The 21,669-nt window shown below is 53.4% G+C and carries 16 protein-coding genes; 6 read left to right on the plus strand and 10 right to left on the minus strand.

The features are described from left to right. Positions 1-180 precede the first annotated feature (180 nt). The 3 genes from HC231_RS23585 to HC231_RS23595 form a co-directional block, all read right to left on the minus strand. Positions 181-2,034, minus strand: coding sequence for a hypothetical protein (locus HC231_RS23585; protein ID WP_208229123.1), 1,854 nt, complete (start codon positions 2,032-2,034; stop codon positions 181-183). 274 nt (positions 2,035-2,308) lie between these two features. Then, the gene (locus tag HC231_RS23590) at positions 2,309-2,854 is read right to left on the minus strand and encodes a hypothetical protein (protein WP_208229124.1); all 546 of its coding nucleotides are present in this window, start codon (positions 2,852-2,854) and stop codon (positions 2,309-2,311) included. A 760-nt stretch (positions 2,855-3,614) separates the two neighbouring features. Further along, positions 3,615-3,815, minus strand: a complete 201-nt coding sequence (locus HC231_RS23595) for a hypothetical protein (RefSeq protein ID WP_208229125.1) — start codon at positions 3,813-3,815, stop codon at positions 3,615-3,617. A gap of 147 nt (positions 3,816-3,962) precedes the next feature. Here HC231_RS23595 and HC231_RS23600 point away from each other — a divergent pair, with 147 nt between their 5' ends. Then, positions 3,963-5,300 carry an NCS2 family permease gene (locus HC231_RS23600; protein ID WP_208229126.1) on the plus strand — a complete coding sequence of 446 codons (1,338 nt, stop codon included), beginning with the start codon at positions 3,963-3,965 and terminating at the stop codon, positions 5,298-5,300. A 94-nt stretch (positions 5,301-5,394) separates the two neighbouring features. Here the strand turns inward: HC231_RS23600 and HC231_RS23605 are convergent, their stop codons facing one another. Next, positions 5,395-6,123: a 4'-phosphopantetheinyl transferase family protein gene (locus HC231_RS23605; protein ID WP_208229127.1), complete on the minus strand. Its 729-nt coding sequence runs from the start codon at positions 6,121-6,123 to the stop codon at positions 5,395-5,397. Positions 6,124-6,700: 577 nt separating this feature from the next. Then, positions 6,701-7,099 carry a winged helix-turn-helix transcriptional regulator gene (locus HC231_RS23610; protein ID WP_208229128.1) on the minus strand — a complete coding sequence of 133 codons (399 nt, stop codon included), beginning with the start codon at positions 7,097-7,099 and terminating at the stop codon, positions 6,701-6,703. Between the two features lie 87 nt (positions 7,100-7,186). On the opposite strand from HC231_RS23610, the gene HC231_RS23615 reads away from it, so the two are divergent. After that, complete coding sequence (locus HC231_RS23615; protein WP_208231501.1) at positions 7,187-8,038, plus strand: SDR family oxidoreductase; 852 nt, start codon at positions 7,187-7,189, stop codon at positions 8,036-8,038. 183 nt (positions 8,039-8,221) lie between these two features. Here HC231_RS23615 and HC231_RS23620 read toward each other — a convergent pair whose 3' ends face one another. From HC231_RS23620 to HC231_RS23630, 3 genes are read right to left on the minus strand one after another with little or no spacing between them, the layout of a single operon-like run. After that, the gene (locus HC231_RS23620) at positions 8,222-9,034 is read right to left on the minus strand and encodes a PfkB family carbohydrate kinase (RefSeq protein ID WP_208231503.1); all 813 of its coding nucleotides are present in this window, start codon (positions 9,032-9,034) and stop codon (positions 8,222-8,224) included. Between the two features lie 10 nt (positions 9,035-9,044). Further along, positions 9,045-10,022 carry an SIS domain-containing protein gene (locus tag HC231_RS23625; protein WP_208229129.1) on the minus strand — a complete coding sequence of 326 codons (978 nt, stop codon included), beginning with the start codon at positions 10,020-10,022 and terminating at the stop codon, positions 9,045-9,047. A gap of 3 nt (positions 10,023-10,025) precedes the next feature. Further along, positions 10,026-10,805 carry an ABC transporter substrate-binding protein gene (locus HC231_RS23630; RefSeq protein WP_208229130.1) on the minus strand — a complete coding sequence of 260 codons (780 nt, stop codon included), beginning with the start codon at positions 10,803-10,805 and terminating at the stop codon, positions 10,026-10,028. Between the two features lie 240 nt (positions 10,806-11,045). Between HC231_RS23630 and HC231_RS23635 the strand changes: the two genes are divergently transcribed. The 3 genes from HC231_RS23635 (at position 11,046) to HC231_RS23645 (ending at position 14,740) form a co-directional block, all read left to right on the plus strand. Then, on the plus strand, positions 11,046-11,825 hold the full coding sequence (locus HC231_RS23635; protein WP_208229131.1) for a GntR family transcriptional regulator: 780 nt from the start codon (positions 11,046-11,048) through the stop codon (positions 11,823-11,825). Positions 11,826-12,414: 589 nt separating this feature from the next. After that, the gene (locus tag HC231_RS23640) at positions 12,415-13,782 is read left to right on the plus strand and encodes a hypothetical protein (protein WP_208229132.1); all 1,368 of its coding nucleotides are present in this window, start codon (positions 12,415-12,417) and stop codon (positions 13,780-13,782) included. A gap of 43 nt (positions 13,783-13,825) precedes the next feature. After that, positions 13,826-14,740 carry a delta(1)-pyrroline-2-carboxylate reductase family protein gene (locus HC231_RS23645; protein WP_208229133.1) on the plus strand — a complete coding sequence of 305 codons (915 nt, stop codon included), beginning with the start codon at positions 13,826-13,828 and terminating at the stop codon, positions 14,738-14,740. A 138-nt stretch (positions 14,741-14,878) separates the two neighbouring features. Here the strand turns inward: HC231_RS23645 and fumA are convergent, their stop codons facing one another. Both fumA and HC231_RS23655 read right to left on the minus strand, forming a co-directional pair. Then, positions 14,879-16,525 (minus strand): class I fumarate hydratase FumA, encoded by a 1,647-nt coding sequence (gene fumA / locus HC231_RS23650; RefSeq protein WP_208229134.1) that lies wholly within the window; start codon positions 16,523-16,525, stop codon positions 14,879-14,881. 119 nt (positions 16,526-16,644) lie between these two features. Beyond that, the gene (locus tag HC231_RS23655) at positions 16,645-18,126 is read right to left on the minus strand and encodes an anion permease (protein WP_208229135.1); all 1,482 of its coding nucleotides are present in this window, start codon (positions 18,124-18,126) and stop codon (positions 16,645-16,647) included. Positions 18,127-18,852: 726 nt separating this feature from the next. Between HC231_RS23655 and HC231_RS23660 the strand changes: the two genes are divergently transcribed. Beyond that, positions 18,853-21,630, plus strand: a complete 2,778-nt coding sequence (locus HC231_RS23660) for a flavocytochrome c (protein WP_208229136.1) — start codon at positions 18,853-18,855, stop codon at positions 21,628-21,630. Positions 21,631-21,669 lie beyond the last annotated feature (39 nt).

A 21,669-nucleotide genomic window follows, 5' to 3' on the forward strand; every position in this document is an offset into this window, starting at 1 on the left:
TTGCCTGATGTTCGGCCGCAACTCTTTTAAACATACTGACCGGGTTCAGGGTGCTGAGCGGCGGCCGAACGGATGGCATTCGTCGTCCTTTGTATCGACCAGAGTATAATATGTGCAATGAAACGACTACCAACCTTTATCTGCCGATGAAGAGCATAAAGGCCGGGGCAGGCGCGCGCTTTATCTTTCCCGCAGACTTTCCGTTGCCGCCCGCGGTTTGCGGCTCGTGTCGTTGCCCGCCGGCGTGTCGATGATGTCGCCCTTATCGGAGCCGAACGCCGTATCGTCGCCGGTTGTACGTGTCGTTGCGTTCAGCGCGTCCAGTATCTGCTGCTGGCTCAGGCTGCCGCCGTCGATAAAATGAAGCAGCTCGATAGCGCCGGCCGCCACCGAGTCATCGGCGTTGAAGAAATTATCGATGCGTAGCGAACCAGCATCGCTGCCGTCGACATTTTTGATCTGGATGTGGACCGTGGCGGCGTCACGCGTGAAGACCAGATCGGTCTGGCTGATATCATTGCTGAATACAATTTGGTCCATACCGCCGAGATCGGAGAGCGTATCGTCGCCCTGGTTACGAAAAACATGGTAACTGTCGTCTCCCCTCTGCCCCTGGAGCCGGTCGTTACCGACGAAGCCAAAAAAAGCGGAGGGAGTATTCGCCCCGGACAGAGTATCGTCGCCTGCGGTGCCAAGTAAGATCACGGAATTATTAAAGAAAGGTGTCAGGGCGGGATGGGTGGCGGCAATAGTCTGGAAGGCGGCGGCGCGTCTGCTCCGGTAGCCGGGCGAATAGGCGCCCAGATCGGTCAGAATCGTCAATGTACCGGGGATTCGTTCAATCCGGCCCTCGGCGTACAGGGCTTGCAGTTTGCTCTCCAGCGCGGCCCAGTCAACCGTAATGCTGTGCGCGTCGGAGCCAAACGCCGAGCGAATGCTATCTAGCTCTTCGGCATAGTTGGTTTGCGCCTGAAGCTGTGCGGCGGTAAAGCGTTTGAACTTCTGATACTCGTCCTTGAGGATGGAGGCGGCCGCAGGACGGGGATTGGAAGGGGAAGCACTCCGTTGTTTGCTTACATAAGGACGGCCGGTCAGACTTTCCAGCGCGACAAGCTGGCGTGCATCTATAAAATGCGCGCCCTTCCACGGGGCGCGGCTGTGGGGATCGATACCGGCGGAGTCGGTCCAGCGGTAAATCAGATCGTCAAGCAGCTCATCGCGGTCCGCGCCGTCTGCGGCCGCGGTATATTGGTCCAGCAGGTCTTTCAACCCAGGATCGAGTATTATCGCCTGGCGCAAATCGTGCACCTTGCCAAACCCTTTGGCGTTAGCCAGAAACAGTGAATCGGTGGTTAGCTTGATATCGCCGCTGTTGATGCGGCGGGCGCTATCCACCTTGAACCACACGTCTGCCGCGCTGGAAGTTGTACCGTCGCTCAGCGTCACGCTTGCCGTCTGACGGTGTTGGTGGCCGTGGGCATCGACGCGGCTGGAATTGTTGTAGTCGGTGCTGATGGCGGCCACGCCAGCGTCGGCAAGGCTTTGCAGCTCGCTTTTATTGCTGATGCCATTGCCGTTAAGGTCGCGCCAGATTTGCAAGGTGGCGTAGGCGGCATCCTGCGCGTCGATGGTTTTGTCGCCGTTATCATCATACTCGGCCAGCGCCAGAAAGCCGTTGTCGGCCGTCTTGCCGTTGCCCAGAAGTGTGTGGTTGCCGAACAGTTCGCCGCCGTTGCTGATGCGGCCGTCGCCGTTGCGATCGTGCGCGAGCAGACCGTCGTCGGGACTAACCCAGCCGGTCATTTCGCTCAGCGCGTCACCATCCAGGTCGAAGTACGTCGCGCCGGTTTTCAGCGTTTCAATATCGTCGCCGTCCAGATCGATGACAATAGGCGAGATGAGGTCGGGGATGGATTCGAAGCCTACGACACTTAATTCGACGATCCTGCCCATATGGGAAGGGGCGATAACAGGCTCAAGCGCTTCCGATGCCGTCCCCCCATCGAAATCAACGTTATGATTATTATCAGGCACAATGACGACGTTATGGATTTCCCGCGAGCCGTCGGCATGGGTAACCCATTCAGCGTCATCCGCAATTTTGAACTTGGTGGTGCCCCAGATATAGGCGCATTCGGCGTAGTCCGCACAAAGATAGATCTGATTAACGTTATAACCAGCATATCTGTTCCTCTCTCAATTCCGTGAGCCGATATAATCGAGTTGCTGTTGAATTTCGCTCTTGGTATAAGTGCCGGGTGGTATATTGATATTAAAGCGTTTTTCAACGATATCGACGTTGGCCGAATTAACTTGCATAACCGCAGTTATTAACCAGGTAATACGTATTTTGAGATATTATTTCCTTACGGACGCCGGTTGTTCTGTCGATATAGCGAATTTTATGTTGGAAATCGAACATGCCGTCGCCTGCGCCGTTCGTGCGTACCCAGAACCAGGACTTACCTCCCTCCTCTAGTCCCCAGGTACGTTTGCAACATGTCGGATTCTCCTTTAGAAATTCCGCTTTGTTGTTGTAATGTATTAAGGTGAAACGTTGCTCTGTCTTATCAGGGTTATCAATGATTCGTTCGGCTTTTCTTATTTCCATATCGTCATCCGTCGTTTGATTTTTCAGATAGTTGGCGATGGCAATATCCAACCGTTCTTGAGTAGTATAACGCTTTCCCATTTGCTGATTATCCCTGGTACAGTAGCCGAGATAGTTGCGTGTGTCGGTATAGGCAATATCAATAACTACAACAATCGTCCGAGTAATAAACATTAACATTAGTATTTTTAGGATAAATTTAATTAACGTGCTAATTTTTATTTTTTGTATTTTATGAATCATTTTTACCTGCTATTTATTGATTGGATAATTAATTTAATCAGCGTTACGATTTATTTAATAACACCTGTTGTTTATTACCCACATCCACCAATTGATATTTCAGGTCCACGGAATAGATCGTCGCTTCCGATAATGCATTCATCAGAGTTGCTACCGTCTCTACGGAAAAAATATAAAGTTGGACATATCCCCTTGCCTGCGCGAACGGATGCAAGTTCGGTTTTAGAAAATCGCATTTTCATTTCTATCTGGAGTATTGTGCTGACTGTACAATCAGATTCGAAGGCGGACGTAATAAAAAGCACAGGGATTAGCATGACGGCGATCGTACTGAGGTAGATGAACGCTTTCACAAGGAATTTATTACTCATTTTGGCTTTCCCTTAATGTAACGTATTTACATACTGTTTTTATTCAATTTACTCAGTAAGTTCAGTAATCACCAGGATAATAAATATCATTAGGCGTGTTTTAGGATGAATTTAATCGGCGTGCTAATTTTTGTTTTATATAAATCATTTTTGATATCCGGCTATTAATATTAATGCTAATTAATTTATGACGAAAGATTGTCTGGCGCTTTAATCACATAATAGAGTGATTAAAGCGTGACCTGATTTTTATCAAAAAAGATTAAAGCAATATACTGGCAGTAGATGATAATGAAATGCATTTTATACTGATAAATAAATTTACTTCAAATTCTATTTTTATGGTTTATTTGTTTTCCATATAAGATTTTATTGCGTTAGCCAGATGGTTATATTTTTATTTTATATAAATAAATGCAGCTTGAAATATTGTCTGGAAACGCTTCCTCTGCATCGCCGGTATAGATAACCCATTCGTCGCCGTCCGCGACGTTGAACCAGGCAGGCGCGTTCGGCGAAATCTGGAGCGCTTGTGCCGAGATAGATTTGGTTGAAGGTGTAACCGCCGGGCGGGACAGCGCTATTGGCATCCGCTCGCTCCTTTTCGACTTCTTGAAATCTATTAGCATAAGTTATGTTTATAGAAAGAAAAAAATGGCGGAACCGCGTTAATGCGTATCATTTTGTTATAGGATACCCGAAAATCATCACACTCTTTTTTTTTTGGAACTCTGACAATGAATAAATCGCAATCTGGTCATGCCGATGAGCAAGGACTGTTGGAGCGTGTGTTTAAACTGACACAGCACGGCACCACAGCGCGGACAGAAATGATCGCCGGCTTCACCACCTTCCTGACGATGGTGTATATCGTTTTTGTTAACCCGCAGATTTTGGGCGTGGCGGGTATGGATACCCAGGCGGTGTTTGTCACTACCTGTCTGATCGCCGCCTTTGGCAGTATTTTTATGGGGCTGCTGGCTAATTTGCCGGTTGCGCTGGCGCCGGCCATGGGCCTGAACGCCTTTTTCGCTTTTGCCGTCGTCGGGGCGATGGGGCTTCCATGGCAGGTGGCGATGGGGGCGGTTTTCTGGGGCGCAGTCGGTTTCCTGCTGCTGACCATCTTCCAGATCCGTTACTGGATGATTGCCAATATACCGGTGAGTCTACGATTGGGGATCGCCAGCGGTATCGGCCTGTTTATTGCCATGATGGGGCTGAAGAACGCCGGCATTATCGTTTCCAACCCCGAAACGCTGGTTACCGTGGGGAATTTAACCTCACACAGCGTGTTGCTGGGGGCGCTGGGCTTCTTCATTATTGCGGCGCTCGCTTCGCGAAGCATTCATGCGGCGGTGCTGATTTCCATCGTGATTACCACATCTATCGGCTTGCTGCTGGGTGACGTTAAGTTCAACGGCGTTTTCTCCATGCCGCCGAGCGTCACTTCCGTGGTGGGACAGGTCGATTTGGCGGGCGCGCTGAATCTGGGGCTGTCCGGCGTTATCTTTTCCTTCATGCTGGTTAATCTGTTTGATTCGTCCGGTACGTTGATTGGCGTCACGGATAAAGCCGGTCTGGTGGATGCGCGCGGTAAGTTTCCCCGCATGAAACAGGCGCTGTACGTGGACAGCATCAGTTCGGTCGCCGGGGCGTTTATCGGCACTTCTTCGGTTACCGCCTATATCGAAAGTTCTTCCGGCGTATCCGTCGGCGGGCGTACCGGGTTGACCGCCGTCGTCGTCGGGCTGTTGTTCCTGCTGGTTATTTTCCTGTCGCCGCTGGCCGGTATGGTGCCGGCTTATGCCGCCGCGGGCGCGCTGATTTACGTGGGCGTGTTGATGACGTCAAGCCTGGCGCGGGTGAAGTGGGATGATTTGACCGAAGCCGTTCCAGCCTTTATTACGGCGGTGATGATGCCGTTCAGTTTCTCGATCACCGAAGGGATCGCCCTGGGCTTCATCTCTTACTGCGTGATGAAGCTGGCTGCGGGGCGCTGGCGCGAGATTAGCCCTTGTGTGGTGGTGGTTGCGCTGTTGTTCCTGCTAAAAATCATCTTTATCGACGCGCATTAATTTCATCATGCTCCGGGGCATTCGCCCCGGAGTTCTGCGTTTGTCGCCAGTCCGAGTCTCTCAGCTACCTTACCGATCGGGGCCGCCTAGCCGCCTATGCCGATTTTTCTGCGGTATGGCTGGTGAGCTTCATGTAGCGCAGGGATTGACGCTGCCGATGCACGATTTCACCGGCTTTCTTCATACCCGCGTCTGTCGCGTAGGTCCACATAATCAATCGGTTAAGCGTTGGCACATGAGCGCATGCCCAGGCCAGATAGTCGTCGATATCGCTCATCACCTCAACCGCCGGAAGGCAGTTGGAGCGCAAACGCCCGGAGGCGGGGTGAAGCCGCAAATTTTCCGCACGGCACTCATTCGATCTTGGTATTTTCATCAGGGAGTGGCGAATGGTGCATAGTTGGGTGGCGGCCTCCAGCGGATCGCGCTGCGCTTCAATCCAGGCTTTTTCAGCCTGAGTCTGCGGCTGCATGTCGGCAGGCGTTTGATTGTTTGACCGGACGTGAACGATCTCGATATCTATGCCGACGCTGCCTTCTTCGCTCAGCAGAATAGCAATAGTATTGCCGGCATAACCCAGGCTGAAATTAGGCAGATCAGGATCGGCGAAGTAGGGGCGGCCGTCCGGGGAAACAAGCAGCTTGGGGAGCAGCGGGTAGCCGAAAAAATAGAACATCATTTCAGCCAACAACGCTCGGCTTTTCAAGTAACGTTCGCGACGTTTAGTCGAAAACCCTTTTGTTGATGAAATGAGCTCATCCGGCAATCTTTGTAGATTGGGAAGCGCTTCCGTGCTGGTCCACCGGACAAAATGGCAGGACATCGTTCACTCCATGATGATAATAAAAACAGAACGTCTCGTTTGAGACATGTTTAAAAAGGGGATGCTTGTTCTCTTTCAAGCTGCCGGTGTTTTTAATTACCCGTTCTCACCCCAGGGCCGCAGCAAGCCGAGTTGAATCTGCGTCTGGCGAATTGGCCCTCCTTCCGTTTAGTCATCTAAATCTAAGCGCCGGGAATTCACCCGCTCGCCGCCTTCCGGCATTTTCAAACTCATTGACTAATGGGCGCATATTACCAGACAAAAATATGATCTAAAGAAAAATAAGTGGATAAATCTGCGATAATTGTTTGTTAATCACAATTATCTTCCGAAATGCTATTTTTTATCAAAAAATAACATATACACGACGTCGTGCGGATAGGCGTGAAAAAAGCTCGCGTGACTGATTTCAGATCCGGTTCGTTGGCGTGGAACGGAGGCGCTGCGGTTGAGCAGCCGCCAAACCTCGGCGGAGGCGGCGGCACTAATGCGGAGAGGCGCGTTAACGGGTTAAGCTGAAGGCGGCAAATAAGAGGGCTGATTACGCTATTGCTTCCCCTGAGGTTGCGTATCCGGATTATTTATCCTGATAGCTTTCCTGCGCCGCTAATATCACGGCCAGATTTTCCTCTATCCAGTCCGCCAGGATTTTGACCCGCTCGCTGACCTCTTTGCCCATCGGCGTCAGGCTATATTCAACATGCGGCGGCACCACCGGATACGAGGTTCTCAGGATAAAGCCATCGCTTTCCAGCCATTGCAGGGTTTGCGCCAGCATCCGCTCGCTGACGCCGCCGATTTTGCGCCGTAGCTGGCTGAAACGAAGCGTTCCATCCAATAATGCCAGTAAAATCAGCACGCCCCAGCGGCTGGTTACGTGGTTAAGTATCTTGCGGGAAGGGCATTTTTCAGCGAACAGATTGCCCTGCAACGGTATGGCGGATAATAACGAAGCGGCTTTTACTTTTTCCGGCATGACACTTACCTTTATGTGCGTACTTACTTAAAGTTAGTTTATTGACTATTCTACCTGTCAATGACGGTCAAAAAAAGGAGCTTAATGATGATTGCTGTTACAGGTATTTCTGGTCAGTTGGGGCGTTTAGTTATTGAACAGTTGCTGGAAAAAGTCCCCGCGGGTGAAATCCTGGGATTGGCGCGGGATGTCGGCAAGGTTGCTGATTTAGCCGCCCGCTGTATCCAGGTGAAAGCCGCGGATTACACTCAGCCAGAGTCGCTGATCGCCGCGTTGCAGGGCGTGGATAAACTGTTGCTGATTTCTTCCAGCGAAGTGGGTAAACGCGTGGCGCAACATCGTAATGTGATTGAGGCGGCGGTGCAGGCCAAGGTCAAACTCTTGGCGTATACCAGCATTCTGCATGCCGATCGCTCCCCGCTGGGGCTGGCGAAAGAGCATCGTGAAACCGAAAGCCTCATCACCGCCTCGGGCCTGCCTTATGTGCTGCTGCGCAATGGCTGGTACACTGAAAACTATGCCGCCAGCATACCGGCTGCCTTGCAGCATGGCGTTTTTATCGGTAGCGCCGGCGAGGGGAAAATCGCCTCAGCCACGCGGGCTGACTATGCCGCCGCCGCCGTTGCCGTGCTGACGCAGGATAATCAGGCGGGTAAGGTTTATGAACTGGCGGGTGACGAACCGTACACCCTGACGGAATTGGCTGCTGAAATCAGCCTTCAGTCTGGTAAAACGGTTAGCTACCAGAATCTGCCCGAAGCGGAATTCCGCGCGGCGCTGGTGGCGGCTGGTCTCCCCCCGGTTATCGCCGATATGATCGCCGACTCCGATGTCGGCGCATCCAAGGGCGGTTTATTTGACGACGGCCATCAATTGAGCCAGTTGATCGGGCGCTCAACCACACCGTTGGCGGCCGTGGTGAAGTCGGTAATTAAGTAAGCCCACTACCGGTTGCGTAAGACGGGTTATCATGGGGCGCCGGCGTTATTTTACGCCAGCGCCCCATGATCCTGGCGATCCGGGCACAAATCCCTTCTATGCTTCGCTGATTCCTGCTAAACGCGGGAAGTGCGGTTCCGCGGCGAAAAGCGGCTTTCGGCGTCGTACGCGAAAACCGGAGATCTAATACTCCTCGCCCTCGCCGAATGCGCCGTCCAGCAGACAAATTTGCGCCGCGAAGGCGGCTGCGTTTTTCAGGCTGTCCGGTAACGATCTTCCCGCTTGGTGCGCCAGTAAAAACGCGGTGATAAACGCATCGCCAGCGCCGAGCGTGTCCCGCGCCGCCACCTGTTGCGGCGGTTGCTCCAGCCAGTGTTGGCCGTCAAATAGCACGGCGCCTGCCGCGCCGCGGGTAGCGATGGCGTAACTGCTCCCCTGGCGATGGGCGTCAAGCAGAATCCGCCGCGTCTCCTCCAGGCTGCGTTCGGCGCAGGAGAAAAACGCGTAATCCAACAGCGGGCATAAAGCGAGTGCGGCCTCGATGTTGAAATCATCGGAAAAATCATACGACAGGCGACCCGGCAATACGCTCAGCGCCGGCAACTGCTTATCCAGATAGCTGTAAGCGCTGGTGTGCAGCAACGCGAACTGACTCAACCAGGCGGTGTCCGTTACGGCGAAATCCATCGGTATCCGTTGCCGAATACCGCCCGCATTGGAGCCAAGGAAAATCCGTTCGCCTTGTTTAATGGTCAGGTCGGCATAGCCGTTTTCACCAGCCGCCATGCGGCAGCGGGACGTATCAATGCCGCGGGCGGCCAGCGCGCGCTGCACATGCGCGCCGTTGTCGTCATCGCCAAACACTCCAAGGTAGGCGGCCTGGGCGCCAAGCATTTTCGCATAGACGCTGAAATTGAGGGCGTTGCCGCCGGGATAACGAATATGCGTGTGCGTGTAGCGATCAACAACGTTATCGCCGATGCCGAGTACTTTCATCATAGCGTCCTTAATAAGCGACTTTCCCCATATAGCGGCGCGTTTCCAACGGATGTTGCCGCACCAGGGCCAGCGCGGCGCGGTATTCGCACATCACGCTATAGAACAGCACCGGGTTGAAATAATCCACCACCGGCTCCGGAATAACGCTCAGGCCGAGTTCTTTGGCATCAACGATTTCTATTTTATCGCCATATTGGGCCAGAAAATGGACGGCGCGCTCGTCAAGCGGGCGCGTGCGGCCTTCATTCACCATCACAATCCAGGGCGTGTTTCTATTGGTTACTTCAAATGGGCCGTGGAAAAACTCGCCGCTGTGAATTGATGCGGCATCGAGCCACTGCATTTCCATTAACGAACAGATAGCGAAACCATAGGCGTGGCCGTAAGAAGCGCCGCTGGAAAGCACATAGAACAGCGATTCGTCACAATATCGATCGGCGAATTCGGCGCAGCGCTGTTTTACTTGCATCCGTGCGCGGGCGATGACGCCATCGATTTGCGCCATCCCGCTGTGGAAATCCGCATAGCCGTTGAATCCTTCGCTTTGCGCTAACGCTTCGACGCACAGATTGAGGATCAGCGCCATCGGGTTGTCGACGACCTGGCTGTCATTGCCCCATGCATAGAGAATATTGTTGTCGGACCAGGCGATCAACTCGGCTTCGGCATTGTGAGTCAGGGTAATCGTCGTACTGCCATGCTGCTGCGCCAGCTTGGCCGCCGCGACCGATTCCGGCGTATTGCCTCCGTGGGAGCAGACGATGGTCAGGGAGTGTTTGCCCAACGTTTTTGGCGTAGCGTGGACGAATTCATTCGCCGTCATCATAAAGCTGCGCAGCGTGGCGGATTCGCAGTTAAGAAAATAGTGCGCGGGGTACATATCCACCAGCGATCCGCCGCAGGCGACAAGAAAAATCTGGCGCAGGCCGCCTGCCGGATGAAAACGGTTTTCCATTAACGAGGTGATGATTGCAGCGGTATTCATGAATTAATCGCCATACACATTGAAATTAAAGTATTTTTTCGCCAGCCGGTCATAGGTGCCATCGCGGCGGATTTCGGCAATCGCGTCGTTGAGTTGTTCGCGCAGTTTGTCGTTCTGCTTGCTGACGCCGATACCCGTTCCTGGCCCGAAAATCACGTCATCCTTTACCTGCGGTTCAATCAGGGCAAAGCCTTTACCCTGGGGCTTGCTGAGCAGGGACTCGGTAACCACGGTCGCATCGTCGAGCGTGGCGTCAAGCCTTCCCACGATCATATCGGCATAGACGTCGTCGGCGCTGGGGTAGGCGATCACTTCCACGCCGTGGTTTTGCCAGTGTTTTTTGGCGTAAGACTCAAATACCGAGCCTTGCTGCACCCCCAGGCGTTTTCCTTTCAGCGATTCGGCGGTGGGTTTTAAACCGCTGGATGCCGGGGCGACGAGAAAAGCGGGCGTGTTGAATAACTTGTCGGTAAAGTCGATGGCCTTTTTGCGCTCGTCGGTAATCGACAGAGAGGAGAGAATAGCGTCGAACTTGCGCGCATGCAGCGCAGGGATCAGGCCGTCAAAGCTGCTTTCCACCCATACGCATTTGGCGTTGAGTTTGGCGCACAGCGCGTTGCCGATATCAATATCGAAGCCCTGCAATGAGCCATCCGCCGCTTTTGATTCAAACGGCGGGAACGTGGGGTCCGTTCCGAAGCGGATCTGCTGTTCGGCGTGAACGTTTAAAGGCAGCCACGGCAACGCGAGGCCAAGCAACAAAAGAGAAAGCGCTTTTTTCATTGTTTGCTCCACATTAGTAATGTGTACCATAAAGTATACCATGCTAGGTATACTCACCGGTTTGGCTAAAGGCAAGGTATTGTTTGTTTTTTTCTTTTTATAATAATTGCTTATGGTGATGTGGTCTGGTTTTTATCGTGGCTGTTTATCATCGCGGCGGCGGTTTTTTGCTAGCTAATCAAGCAATCATCAGTATACTTGGTACAAAATTTAACGATGTTGAGTGAATAAAAATAGACCATGACGCAGATCGGCGAAATAAAACGGCGCCCGCGCAAAGCCTATTTGCAGGCCCGGCAATCTTTGCTGGCGCTATTGGCGACGCCGGAATACAACCAGGGCGATCAAATTCCCGCCGAGCGCGAATTGGCGGCGATTTTACAGATCAGCCGGATGACGCTGAGAAAAATTCTTGATGAACTTGTTGCCCAGGGCGTGCTGGAGCGGCGCGGCAATCAGGGAACCTGGCTTACGGCCGCCGCCATTGAGCGTCCGTTAACTCAGGCGATAGAGCAAGGAATCAGCAAAATCATCGAACATAACGGCGCGGTGCCCAGCAGCCGTCTGATCTACTTTCAGGATGCGGCCGCCAGCGAGCGTATCGCCCGTTTATTGCAGATAGAAACCGGCGCGCCTTTGCTGATGATAAAACGCCTGCGGCTGGCTGATGGGGTGCCGTTCTGCCTTGAAACCAGCTATCTGCCGCGCCGGCGCGTGCCTGATTTAAGCGCGCCGATGCTCGAAGCCAACGGCTCCTTGTATCGCCTGTTGGCCGAGCGTTACCACATTCAGGGGATCGCGGATGAGGGAACGATTCGGGTTGGCGTAATGAGCGAGGAAGAACAGGCGCTTCTGGATGCGCCGCCAGACAGTCCGGCGCTGGTGTACCGCGGGGTTATTTCCGATCGCCTTAACCAACCGGTGGAATATCTGGTGTCGATCAATCATCCACAGCGTGTGACGTTTCGCATCAGCCATAATGCCGTCGGACAGACGGATGTAAATGCTAAAGTTCGTTAGCGGCCAGCAGGCTAATAGTAAAACTAAGTTCAGCGTAAAACCTTTATTGCGATATCAGTTTTCTTAACACGGTTACTTTTAGCAAGCCGGCTTCTAATTATTTCTCATCCATTGCTTTTATTATGCCCGCCGTAAATAACGGCGGCTTAAATTTAATTTAATCATTATGAATCACATTAAAAACCGCCGGCGGCGTTTTTGTAATTCATGGTTTTTGATTTACTTTATATATATCATGCAATTAACGTATTTTTGGTAAGGTTTTCAATCAGGAAGACGCCATTCCATCCGCTTTAAAAACGCGGAATCTGATAAGGAAAAGTATGACGCTACTTGCTGTTTATGCACTTGCACAATAATGTACGACGGAATTGGTTATTGCCGGTCTGCTCCTATATTGGGAGCTTGCCTATAAATATTTTTTCCTGATCTTGGGCGTAGTTATCCGCCCGTAGCTAAATCCCCATGAATATATATTTCATATTGTAGTAAAAATTTCCCATAAGAATCCCGTGTGATATCCTGCCATTTATCAAATAGATGAAAAAAACCTACGACGGCTCCGAACTTACTCACAAAAGGTGATCGCTTGAGCTTGTTTGAATTGCTTGCCGGATGCGCCCATTTATTGGCGGCCATCACACTGCTTTTGGCTAACGTTTTTCCAGACACTCCCTTGCTGGCGATTGCCATGGGCGCCACGGTGCTGGCGACTTTATTACGGTTTAACGCCCTCTCGCTGCTGGCTCGGGGATTTTGTCTGGGCGCTATCGCGGCTTTTGCGTGGGTGGCCTGGCGCTATCCTCTGCAACTGCACGTTATGGTTCAAGCGCTGGCGCAAGGGGTGGCGTTTTCATGCCTGCTGATCGTTCTGGGGCTGTTGCGTTATCCGGTGAGCCGCTCCGGCACCGTGCGCGAGGCGGCCGGATATCTGCTCTCTTTCCCCATTAGCCGCCGCTATGCGGCGGTTAATGCCGGCAGCCATTTTCTTAGCCTGCTATTTAACGTCGGCATCATTCCGCTGATTGCCGATCAATTGGGGAGCGCCAAAGATAAACCGGCCGAGGGCGAAGACCGCATCATGCTGCTGGCGGGAATGCGCGGCGCGGTTCTGATGACCATCTGGTCGCCGATGGGGCTGGGTTTTGCCATTGTCACTACCGCGCTGACGGCGCTGAATGCGACGTATTTTATCGCCGCCGCGTTCGCCTCGGCGATGCTGATTATGGTCGTCACCTGCCTGTGGGCGATGCGCTACGAAGGCGCGGAAGCGGATACTCACGCCTCCGGCGCGGGATCGGCCGGCTCCGCGCGCACGCTGCTTGGCGTGCTGCTGGCCTGCGCGGTGCTGCTGGCGGCTGTGATCGGTATCCATATCTGGTTACAATGGTCGTTCGTGGTTTCGACTGTGCTGGTGCTTCCGCTGTTCGCGCTGGCCTGGCTATGCCTGGAACGGTCATCTCCCCGCGCCGACCTGGCTCAGGATGCCCAGCATATTTTTAAAAACATCGGCTCCATGCGGATGGAAAGCGCCATTTTCCTTTCGGCCAATGTGATTGGCGCGGCCATCTCGTTGACCATCCAGCAGCAGCCGGGATGGCAGGCGCTGCAGTCTGCCCATTTCCCCGCGTTGGCGGTGTTGTTGGCCTGTTTGCTGATTGTTCCGTTGGCTGGCGGCCTGTTCATCCCCCACTCGATTTTCGTGGTGTTGCTGGCCCAGATATTCGGCGCCAGCGAATTGGGGATGGCGCACCCGATGTCATTGGCTTTGGCCCTGACCTTTGGCTGGGCGATGGCCATCGCCATATCGCCCATTAGCGCCATGTCTTTACTGACCGGCGCGCTGTGCGGGGTGAAGCCGCAAAAAGTCGGCTTGCTATGGAACCGCAGCTTCGTTGGGCTGATGTTCGTCGTTTCCGCCGCCATAATCGGCGTGTCTTATAGCTATGGATGGTAATCCTGGTTGGCCCGCCTGAGTCACTTATTTTAGGAGTCTTTTCGTGAAACTCTTCGATGCCGAAGCTACGGCCAAACTACTTCCTTACGATCGTCTGGTTGACGCACTGGACCTGATGACGCAACAAGCCCTGAACGGGCAGGCGCAAGCGCCGGTGCGCCAGAGCGTGCCCGCCCAGGACGGCGGCGTACTGCTGATGATGCCGGCCTCCGATGCCCAACATCTGTGCGTAAAACTGCTTACCGTACACGCGGGCAATCCGAATCGCGGCTTGCCGGCGATTCAGGGCGAACTGGTGCTGATGCGCGCCGATACCGGCGAGCGTCTGCTGTCGCTGGATGCGCCGACGGTAACCGCGCGTCGCACGGCGGCGCTCTCGCTGCTGGGGGCGCGCAAGCTGGCTCACCCGGATGCCGATACCCTGCTGCTGATTGGCTCCGGCGTACAGGCCAAAGAGCATATTCAGGCTTTTGCCCGGCAGTGGCCGCTACGCCGGGTACGTATTTTGTCCAAGCGTCTGCCGCGCGCTCAGGCTCTGGCGGACTATGTGCGTGAGCATCTGGGGCTGGATGCGGAAGCCATCGAGGCGGTGGATGAACGTGAAGCGCAGGCCGGACTGATCGTTTCGGCGACCACCAGCCGTACGCCGGTGCTTTCGGTTCCGGTGCCGGATGACAGCACCATTATCGCTGTCGGCGCTTATCAGCCGGAGATGGCGGAGATCGCGCCGGCGGTGGTGCATCGCTGCGACCTGTTCGTCGATACGCTGGAAGGCGCACGGGAAGAGGCGGGCGATCTGATGCAGGCCGGCGTCGAGTGGATCCGCGTCGGGGAGATCGGCGGTATCGTCAGCCCGCGTCCTCGTCAGGGGCGTCCGGTAATGTTTAAAACCGTTGGCACCGCGTTATGGGATCTGGCCGCCGCGAAGCTGGCGGCGGAGATGGCCGGCTTAAGCTGATTTCTTTGTGGCGTTATTGCGCATGACGCATGGCGAACATTTCGTTCGGATCGATGTTAAATCCGGCGGACGAAAGGAGAGCGGGCATAAAAAAGGGCTCGCCGGTTGCGGCAAGCCCTCGCGCGGTTGATTGCGCGGTTATTTCATGCAGCTAGCGCACGACTTCTGCTGAATCTGTTGGAAGAAATCATTGCCTTTATCATCCACCAGAATAAACGCCGGGAAGTTTTCCACTTCAATTTTCCAGATGGCTTCCATGCCCAGTTCCGGATATTCCACGCATTCCAGGCTCTTGATGCTCTGCTGAGCCAATACCGCGGCCGGGCCGCCGATACTGCCCAGATAGAATCCGCCGTGTTTGTGGCAGGCGTCCGTCACCTGCTGGCTGCGGTTGCCTTTGGCCAGCATAATCATGCTGCCGCCGTGGGATTGCAGCAGATCGACATAGGAGTCCATGCGTCCCGCGGTGGTTGGGCCCAGTGAACCGGAAGCATACCCCGCCGGCGTTTTGGCCGGACCTGCGTAGTAGATCGGGTGATCCTTAACGTACTGCGGCAGACCTTCGCCATTATCGATACGCTCTTTCAACTTCGCATGGGCGATATCGCGGCCCACGATAATGGTTCCGGTCAGGGATAGGCGGGTGGATACCGGGTATTGGGAAAGCTGGGCGAGAATTTCCTTCATCGGGCGGTTCAGGTCGATATGCACCACTTCGCCTTCGCCCTGCTGACGCAGGGATTCTGGAATATAGCGCGCCGGATTGTGCTCCAGCTTTTCAATCCAGATGCCTTCGCGGTTGATTTTGGCTTTGATGTTGCGATCCGCGGAGCAGGATACGCCCATGCCGACCGGGCAGGATGCCCCGTGGCGCGGCAGGCGAATCACCCGGATATCGTGAGCGAAATATTTACCGCCGAACTGCGCGCCCAGCCCCAGGTTCTGCGCTTCGGTCATCAGTTCCCGCTCCAACTCCACGTCCCGGAATGCCCGGCCGTGTTCGTTCCCTTCGGTCGGCAGGCCGTCGTAGTATTTGGTTGACGCCAGTTTTACCGTCTTCAGGGTGCTTTCCGCCGAGGTGCCGCCAATCACAAAGGCGATATGGTACGGCGGGCAGGCTGCCGTACCCAGGGTGCGCATTTTTTCCACCAGGAAGTTTTTCAGCTTACCGGGATTAAGCAGCGCCTTGGTTTCCTGATAGAGATAGGTTTTGTTGGCGGAACCGCCGCCTTTGGCCACGCACAGGAATTTATATTCATCGCCGTCCACGCTGTAGAGATCGATTTGCGCAGGCAGATTGGTGCCGGTATTCACCTCTTTGTACATATCCAGCGCGACATTCTGGGAGTAGCGCAGGTTGTCTTCGGTATAGGTGTTGTACACGCCGCGCGTCAGCGCCGCTTCATCGCCGCCGCCGGTCCAGACGCGCTGGCCTTTTTTCCCCATGATAATGGCGGTGCCGGTATCCTGGCAGGTCGGCAGCACGCCTTTGGCGGCGATTTCCGAGTTTCTCAGAAACTGCAACGCAACATACTTGTCGTTTTCGCTGGCTTCGGGATCGTGCAGGATAGAGGCAACCTGTTGTTGGTGGGCCGGGCGCAGCATAAACGCGGCATCGTGAAAGGCCTGTTGGGCCAGCAGCGTCAAGGCTTCGGGGGCAACTTTAAGTATTGATTGTCCTTCAAACTCGCTCTCGGAGACATATTCGCTGCTTAGCAGGTAATACTCCGTTTCATCTTTGGCGAGGGGGAAAGGCTCCTGATAATGGAAAGGTTTGTTCGACATTTTTTCTCACTTAATAATTTATCGCCGCTGTTAGTGGGTATCAGCAAAAAATATTATTGCGGCATCTTGTTCGGTACGACATTTGCCGGCCCGGCGAAACGGGGGCCGGCAACCTGTTATCAAAACATCATCGACATCCACGGATAACCGATAACCAGCAAGGCGACCAGGAAGATTGCGCCGAAAATGGTGCCCAGACGCCAATAGTCCGCCGTCGGCAGGTAACCGCTGCCGTAGTAAATCGGGCTTGGACCGGTACCGTAAGGCGTGATAATCCCCATGATACCCAACGACGTTACCATCAATAGGCAGAATACCTGCATGTTCATGCCCGGGATGGTGGAGGCGATGGTCAGCATGGCGGGCAACAGCGCGGTGGTATGCGCGGTGGTGCTGGCGAACAGGTAGTGCAATAGGTAAAAAGCGACCAACAGTACGATGGACGCCATGCCGGGGGAGATGCCGCCCAGCAGCAGGCCGCCTTCTTTACCCAGCCAGCCGATAAACCCGGTGGCGGACAAACCATCGGCCAGCGCCACCAGCGTGCCGAACCAAACGAAGGTATTCCACGCGGCCTTGTTGCCGGTAATATCGCCCCATTCCAGTACGCCGGTCCACAACATCAGGCTGATCACCAGCAGGGCGGCCAGCGCCGGTTCAATCCAGTTGGCGGCGAAAATCCACATCACCAGCGCACAGCAGACGAACACCAGCAGGAGAATTTCATTACGAGACAGTTTGCCGAGTTTTTCCAGTTCCTGGCTGGCCCAACGCGGCACTTCATCGTTGAATTTCACTTCAGGCGGATAAAGCCAGTAAGCCAGTAACGGCATAGCCAGGATCAGCAGGATGCCCAGCGGCAGGAAGGCGATAAACCAGGTTCCCCAAGAAATGCTGATGCCCACCGTGCTTTTGACCAGCGCCAGCGCCAACAGGTTCGGCGCGAGCGCCGACAAGAACATGGAACTGGTGATGCAGGCGGCGGTAATCGCCACCCACATCAGGTAGGAACCGATCTTGCGGGAACTGGGATCATTGGGCTTGGAGCCGTACAACGGCGGCAGGTTGGCGATAATCGGGTAAATCGTACCGCCGCTGCGCGCGGTGTTAGAGGGGGTGAACGGCGCCAGCAGCAAGTCGGCGAAGGTGATGGCATAGCCCAGCGTCAGGCTGCGGCGGCCGAGGTATTTCACCAGAATCAGCGCCAGACGACGGCCAAACTGGGTTTTATCGTAGCCTGCGGCGAACATGAAGGCGCCAAAGATCAGCCAAACGGTTGAGTTACCGAACCCGCTTACCGCCCACTTAAAAGATTGCCCGGCGAGTTTGAAGCCGGGATCGGCCAATTGCTCCGGACTGAATAGCAACCACTGGCTGCCCAGGGCGATGATCACCAATCCGGTCAGACCAATGACGGCGCCCGGCAATGGCTCGAAGATTAAGCCGACGATTACGCCGACAAAGATGGCGAAGAAGTGCCATGAATAGGGTTGCAATCCATCGGGTACGGGAGTTAGCAGCAGTAAAACTGTAATCGCCACCGTCGCCAATATATATTTTAGATTGCTTTTCTGTTTTCCACATGAGGCTTTTTTAGCCATTTGTGAAGTATCGCTTTTTGCTATTACGTTCATTTCGTTTGTCTATTAAGTAGTTAAGAATCTTTTTCTTACATTTCTTACGGGTAAATAATTCTGCTTTATTTAGTTTTTTAAATTTATATGGTTATTTAACGATGACATTTTGAGTGTTTTATTATCGCCATCTATCGCAGGTAAATTATACAATCCGCAGAGTGAGAATGATTTATATAATGCGTTTTTCGTATTTGTTGCCGTTGATCTTGATCAATAAACCACAGTGATACATCGCTTTTTGAAAGTTAAAAATTCATATTTCAGTATTTTATTTTTTATCGTATTTATTCGTTTTTTTATTTCTCAGATGTTGTTTATACGTAAGGAAATATTTCATTAGATTTCTTATGGGTATTGTCAACATAACCTTTCCACCTGTGTTGATTTTTCAACCTCAGTATCGGCGCGGCTTGTAGGGCTATTGGTGGGTGAGATTTTAATTATTTTTTATCTTGGTAAATAAAAAGTTATTTTAATTTAACACAATGTGATCTTTTCTTTTTAAAAGTAATGATGTTTGGATAAAACGAGTAATTTGATACTTGGCAAATAGTTAAATAAGTAAAATTAATGATTTTTAAACTAAATATAAAGTTATATTAATAGCATGACATCGGCTATGAATTAAAACCAATAAATAATAAACCGATAACGGATTCAGAGAATATTTATAATTTGGAGTTGATTATTATGAACAGTAACGATCGCATACTGAGTCCATTTACTTTGCCAAATGGCACCCAGGTAAAAAACCGCCTTCTGATGGCGCCGATGACAACCTGCACCGGTTTTTATGACGGCTCCGTCACCAGTGAATTAGTGGAATATTATCGGGCTCGCGCCGGTAATATCGGTACTGTTATTGTTGAATGCTGTTTTATTGATGATAAAGGCCTGGCATTTCCTGGGGCCATTGGCATTGATAATGACAATAAAATCTCTGGTCTGGCAAAAGTCGCCGATGCCATTAAATCCAAAGGTTCAAAAGCGATTTTGCAGATCTATCACGGCGGCAGAATGGTGGAGCCTAAACTGATCGGCGGCCAGTCTCCCGTCGGGCCGAGCGCCGTCGCCGCGCCCCGTGACGGCGCGCCGACGCCGACGGCTTTAACCGCCGATGAAGTGGAAGGCATGATCGCTAAATTTGGCGAGGGCGTGCGCCGCGCCATTGAGGCCGGATTCGACGGCGTGGAAATCCACGGCGCCAACACTTATCTGATCCAGCAATTCTACTCGCCGAACTCCAACCAGCGCGACGATGAGTGGGGCGGCAGCCGTGACAACCGGGCTAAATTCCCGCTCGCGGTGCTGGACGTCACCCACAAAATGGCGCGCAAATATGCGGATTCTTCTTTCATCATCGGCTATCGCTTCTCGCCGGAAGAAATTGAAGAGCCCGGCATTCGCTTTGACGACACCATGTATCTGCTGGAAAAACTGGCCGAACGCGGGCTGGATTATCTGCATTTCTCCATGGGTTATACCCTGCGTCCGTCGATCGTCGATACCGCCGATCCCACGCCATTGATCGATAAGTACATCGCCATGCGTTCCGAAACGCTGGCGAAAGTCCCTGTCATGGGCGTTGGCGGCGTGGTTAACAAAGAAGATATCGAACTGGCGCTGGAACACGGTTACGACATGGTCGCCGTTGGGAAAGCCTGTATCGCGTATCCGGATTGGTTCGACCGCATCGCCAAGGATGAAAGAATCGATCTGTTTATCGACAATACCAAGCGTGAAGATCTGATCATTCCGGAACCGCTGTGGCGCTTCTCGCTGGTTGACGCGATGATCCGCGATATGAGCCTGTCGTCGAAAAAATTCAAGCCCGGCGTATTCCAGGAAAAGGCGCAGGATGACGCCAATGAACTGGTCATCAACGTCAGTCTCGAAACCGATCGCATTGCCGATATAGAGCTGGACGCCAGCTCCAATCTGGATGTCTCCTTCGCGACCAGCTTTGAGGTTATTCGCTCGCGTATTCTGGACGCCAACAGCCCGCATGTGGATGCGGTCACCGGCGCCACGACGCAAAGCGAAGCGGTGAAAAAGGCCGTTTCCAAAGCGTTGGCGAAATCCTGCAAGGCGCAGATTCTGGAGGAAGGCGGTAACCCGGCCACGCCGCAAAGCTACGATGTGGTGGTTGTGGGCAGCGGCGGCGCCGGTCTGGCGGCGGCGATTCAGGCCAGCGATGAAGGCGCCAGCGTTCTGATCATTGAGCAAATGCCGACGATTGGCGGCAACACCATCAAGGCTTCCGTTGGTATGAACGCGGCGGAAACCCGTTTCCAGAAAATAAAGGGCATTGTCGACAGCAAAGAGCTGTTCTATCAGGAAAGCATGAAGGGCGGTAAAAACAAAAATAACCCGGAACTGCTGAGATGCTTTGTTGAAAATGCGCCGTTAGCGGTGGAATGGCTGGCCGATCACGGTATTGAGCTGAACGATATCACCATTACCGGCGGAATGAGTATCGACCGTACTCACCGGCCGGCGGATCGCTCCGCCGTCGGCGGTTTCTTGATTAGCGGACTGACGAAGAACATCAATAAACGCAATATCGATGTGATGCTGGATACCTCCGTAACTGAAATCATCTATGAGGGCGGCGCGGTAACCGGCGTGAAAGCCGTCAATGACGAGGGTGAAACGCTGACTATCCTGACGAGAAGCATCGTCGTCGCCAGCGGCGGATTCAGCGCCAACCGGGATATGGTTGTACAGTATCGCCCGGATCTGGATGGGTTCGTCACCACCAACCATAAAGGCGCCACCGGCGGCGGTATCGCCATTCTGGAGAAAATTGGCGCGGGTACGGTTGATATGGGCGAAATCCAGATTCACCCGACGGTGGAACAGACCACGTCTTATCTGGTTTCCGAATCAATCCGCGGCGGCGGCGCGATTCTGGTGAATCAGGAGGGCAAACGCTTCTTCAACGAAATGGAAACCCGCGACAAGGTTTCGGCTCAGATCATCAACCTGCCGGAGAAATACGCTTACGTTGTCTTCGATGAGCAGATCAGAATGCAAAACAAGGCCGCGGATGAGTATATTGCTCGCGGGTTTGTTATCAGCGCCGATTCTCCGCGCGAACTGGCCAGCAAGTTGGATATGGACTACCATGCGTTTTTGGCGACGCTGGAACGCTACAATGTGTTTGTTGAGAAACAGAACGATGAGGATTTCGGTCGTAAGACCGCCTTGCGTCAGCCTATCAACCAAGGTCCGTTCTACGCTATCCGCATCGCCCCTGGGGTTCACCACACCATGGGCGGGGTGACGATTAACACCGATGCCGCGGTGCTGGATTGCCAGGAAAGCGTTATTCCGGGCGCGTACGCCGCCGGTGAAGTTGTCGGCGGGATCCACGGCGGTAACCGTATTGGCGGTAATGCCGTTGCCGATATCATTATCTTCGGTATCCTGGCGGGCCGTAATGCCGCCGCCCACGCTTTGCGGTAACCGATACCCGTCTGAGCCCCTGGCGTTTGGCGTCCGGGG

The sequence above is a fragment of the Brenneria izadpanahii genome (assembly GCF_017569925.1).
Taxonomy (GTDB): domain Bacteria; phylum Pseudomonadota; class Gammaproteobacteria; order Enterobacterales; family Enterobacteriaceae; genus Brenneria; species Brenneria izadpanahii.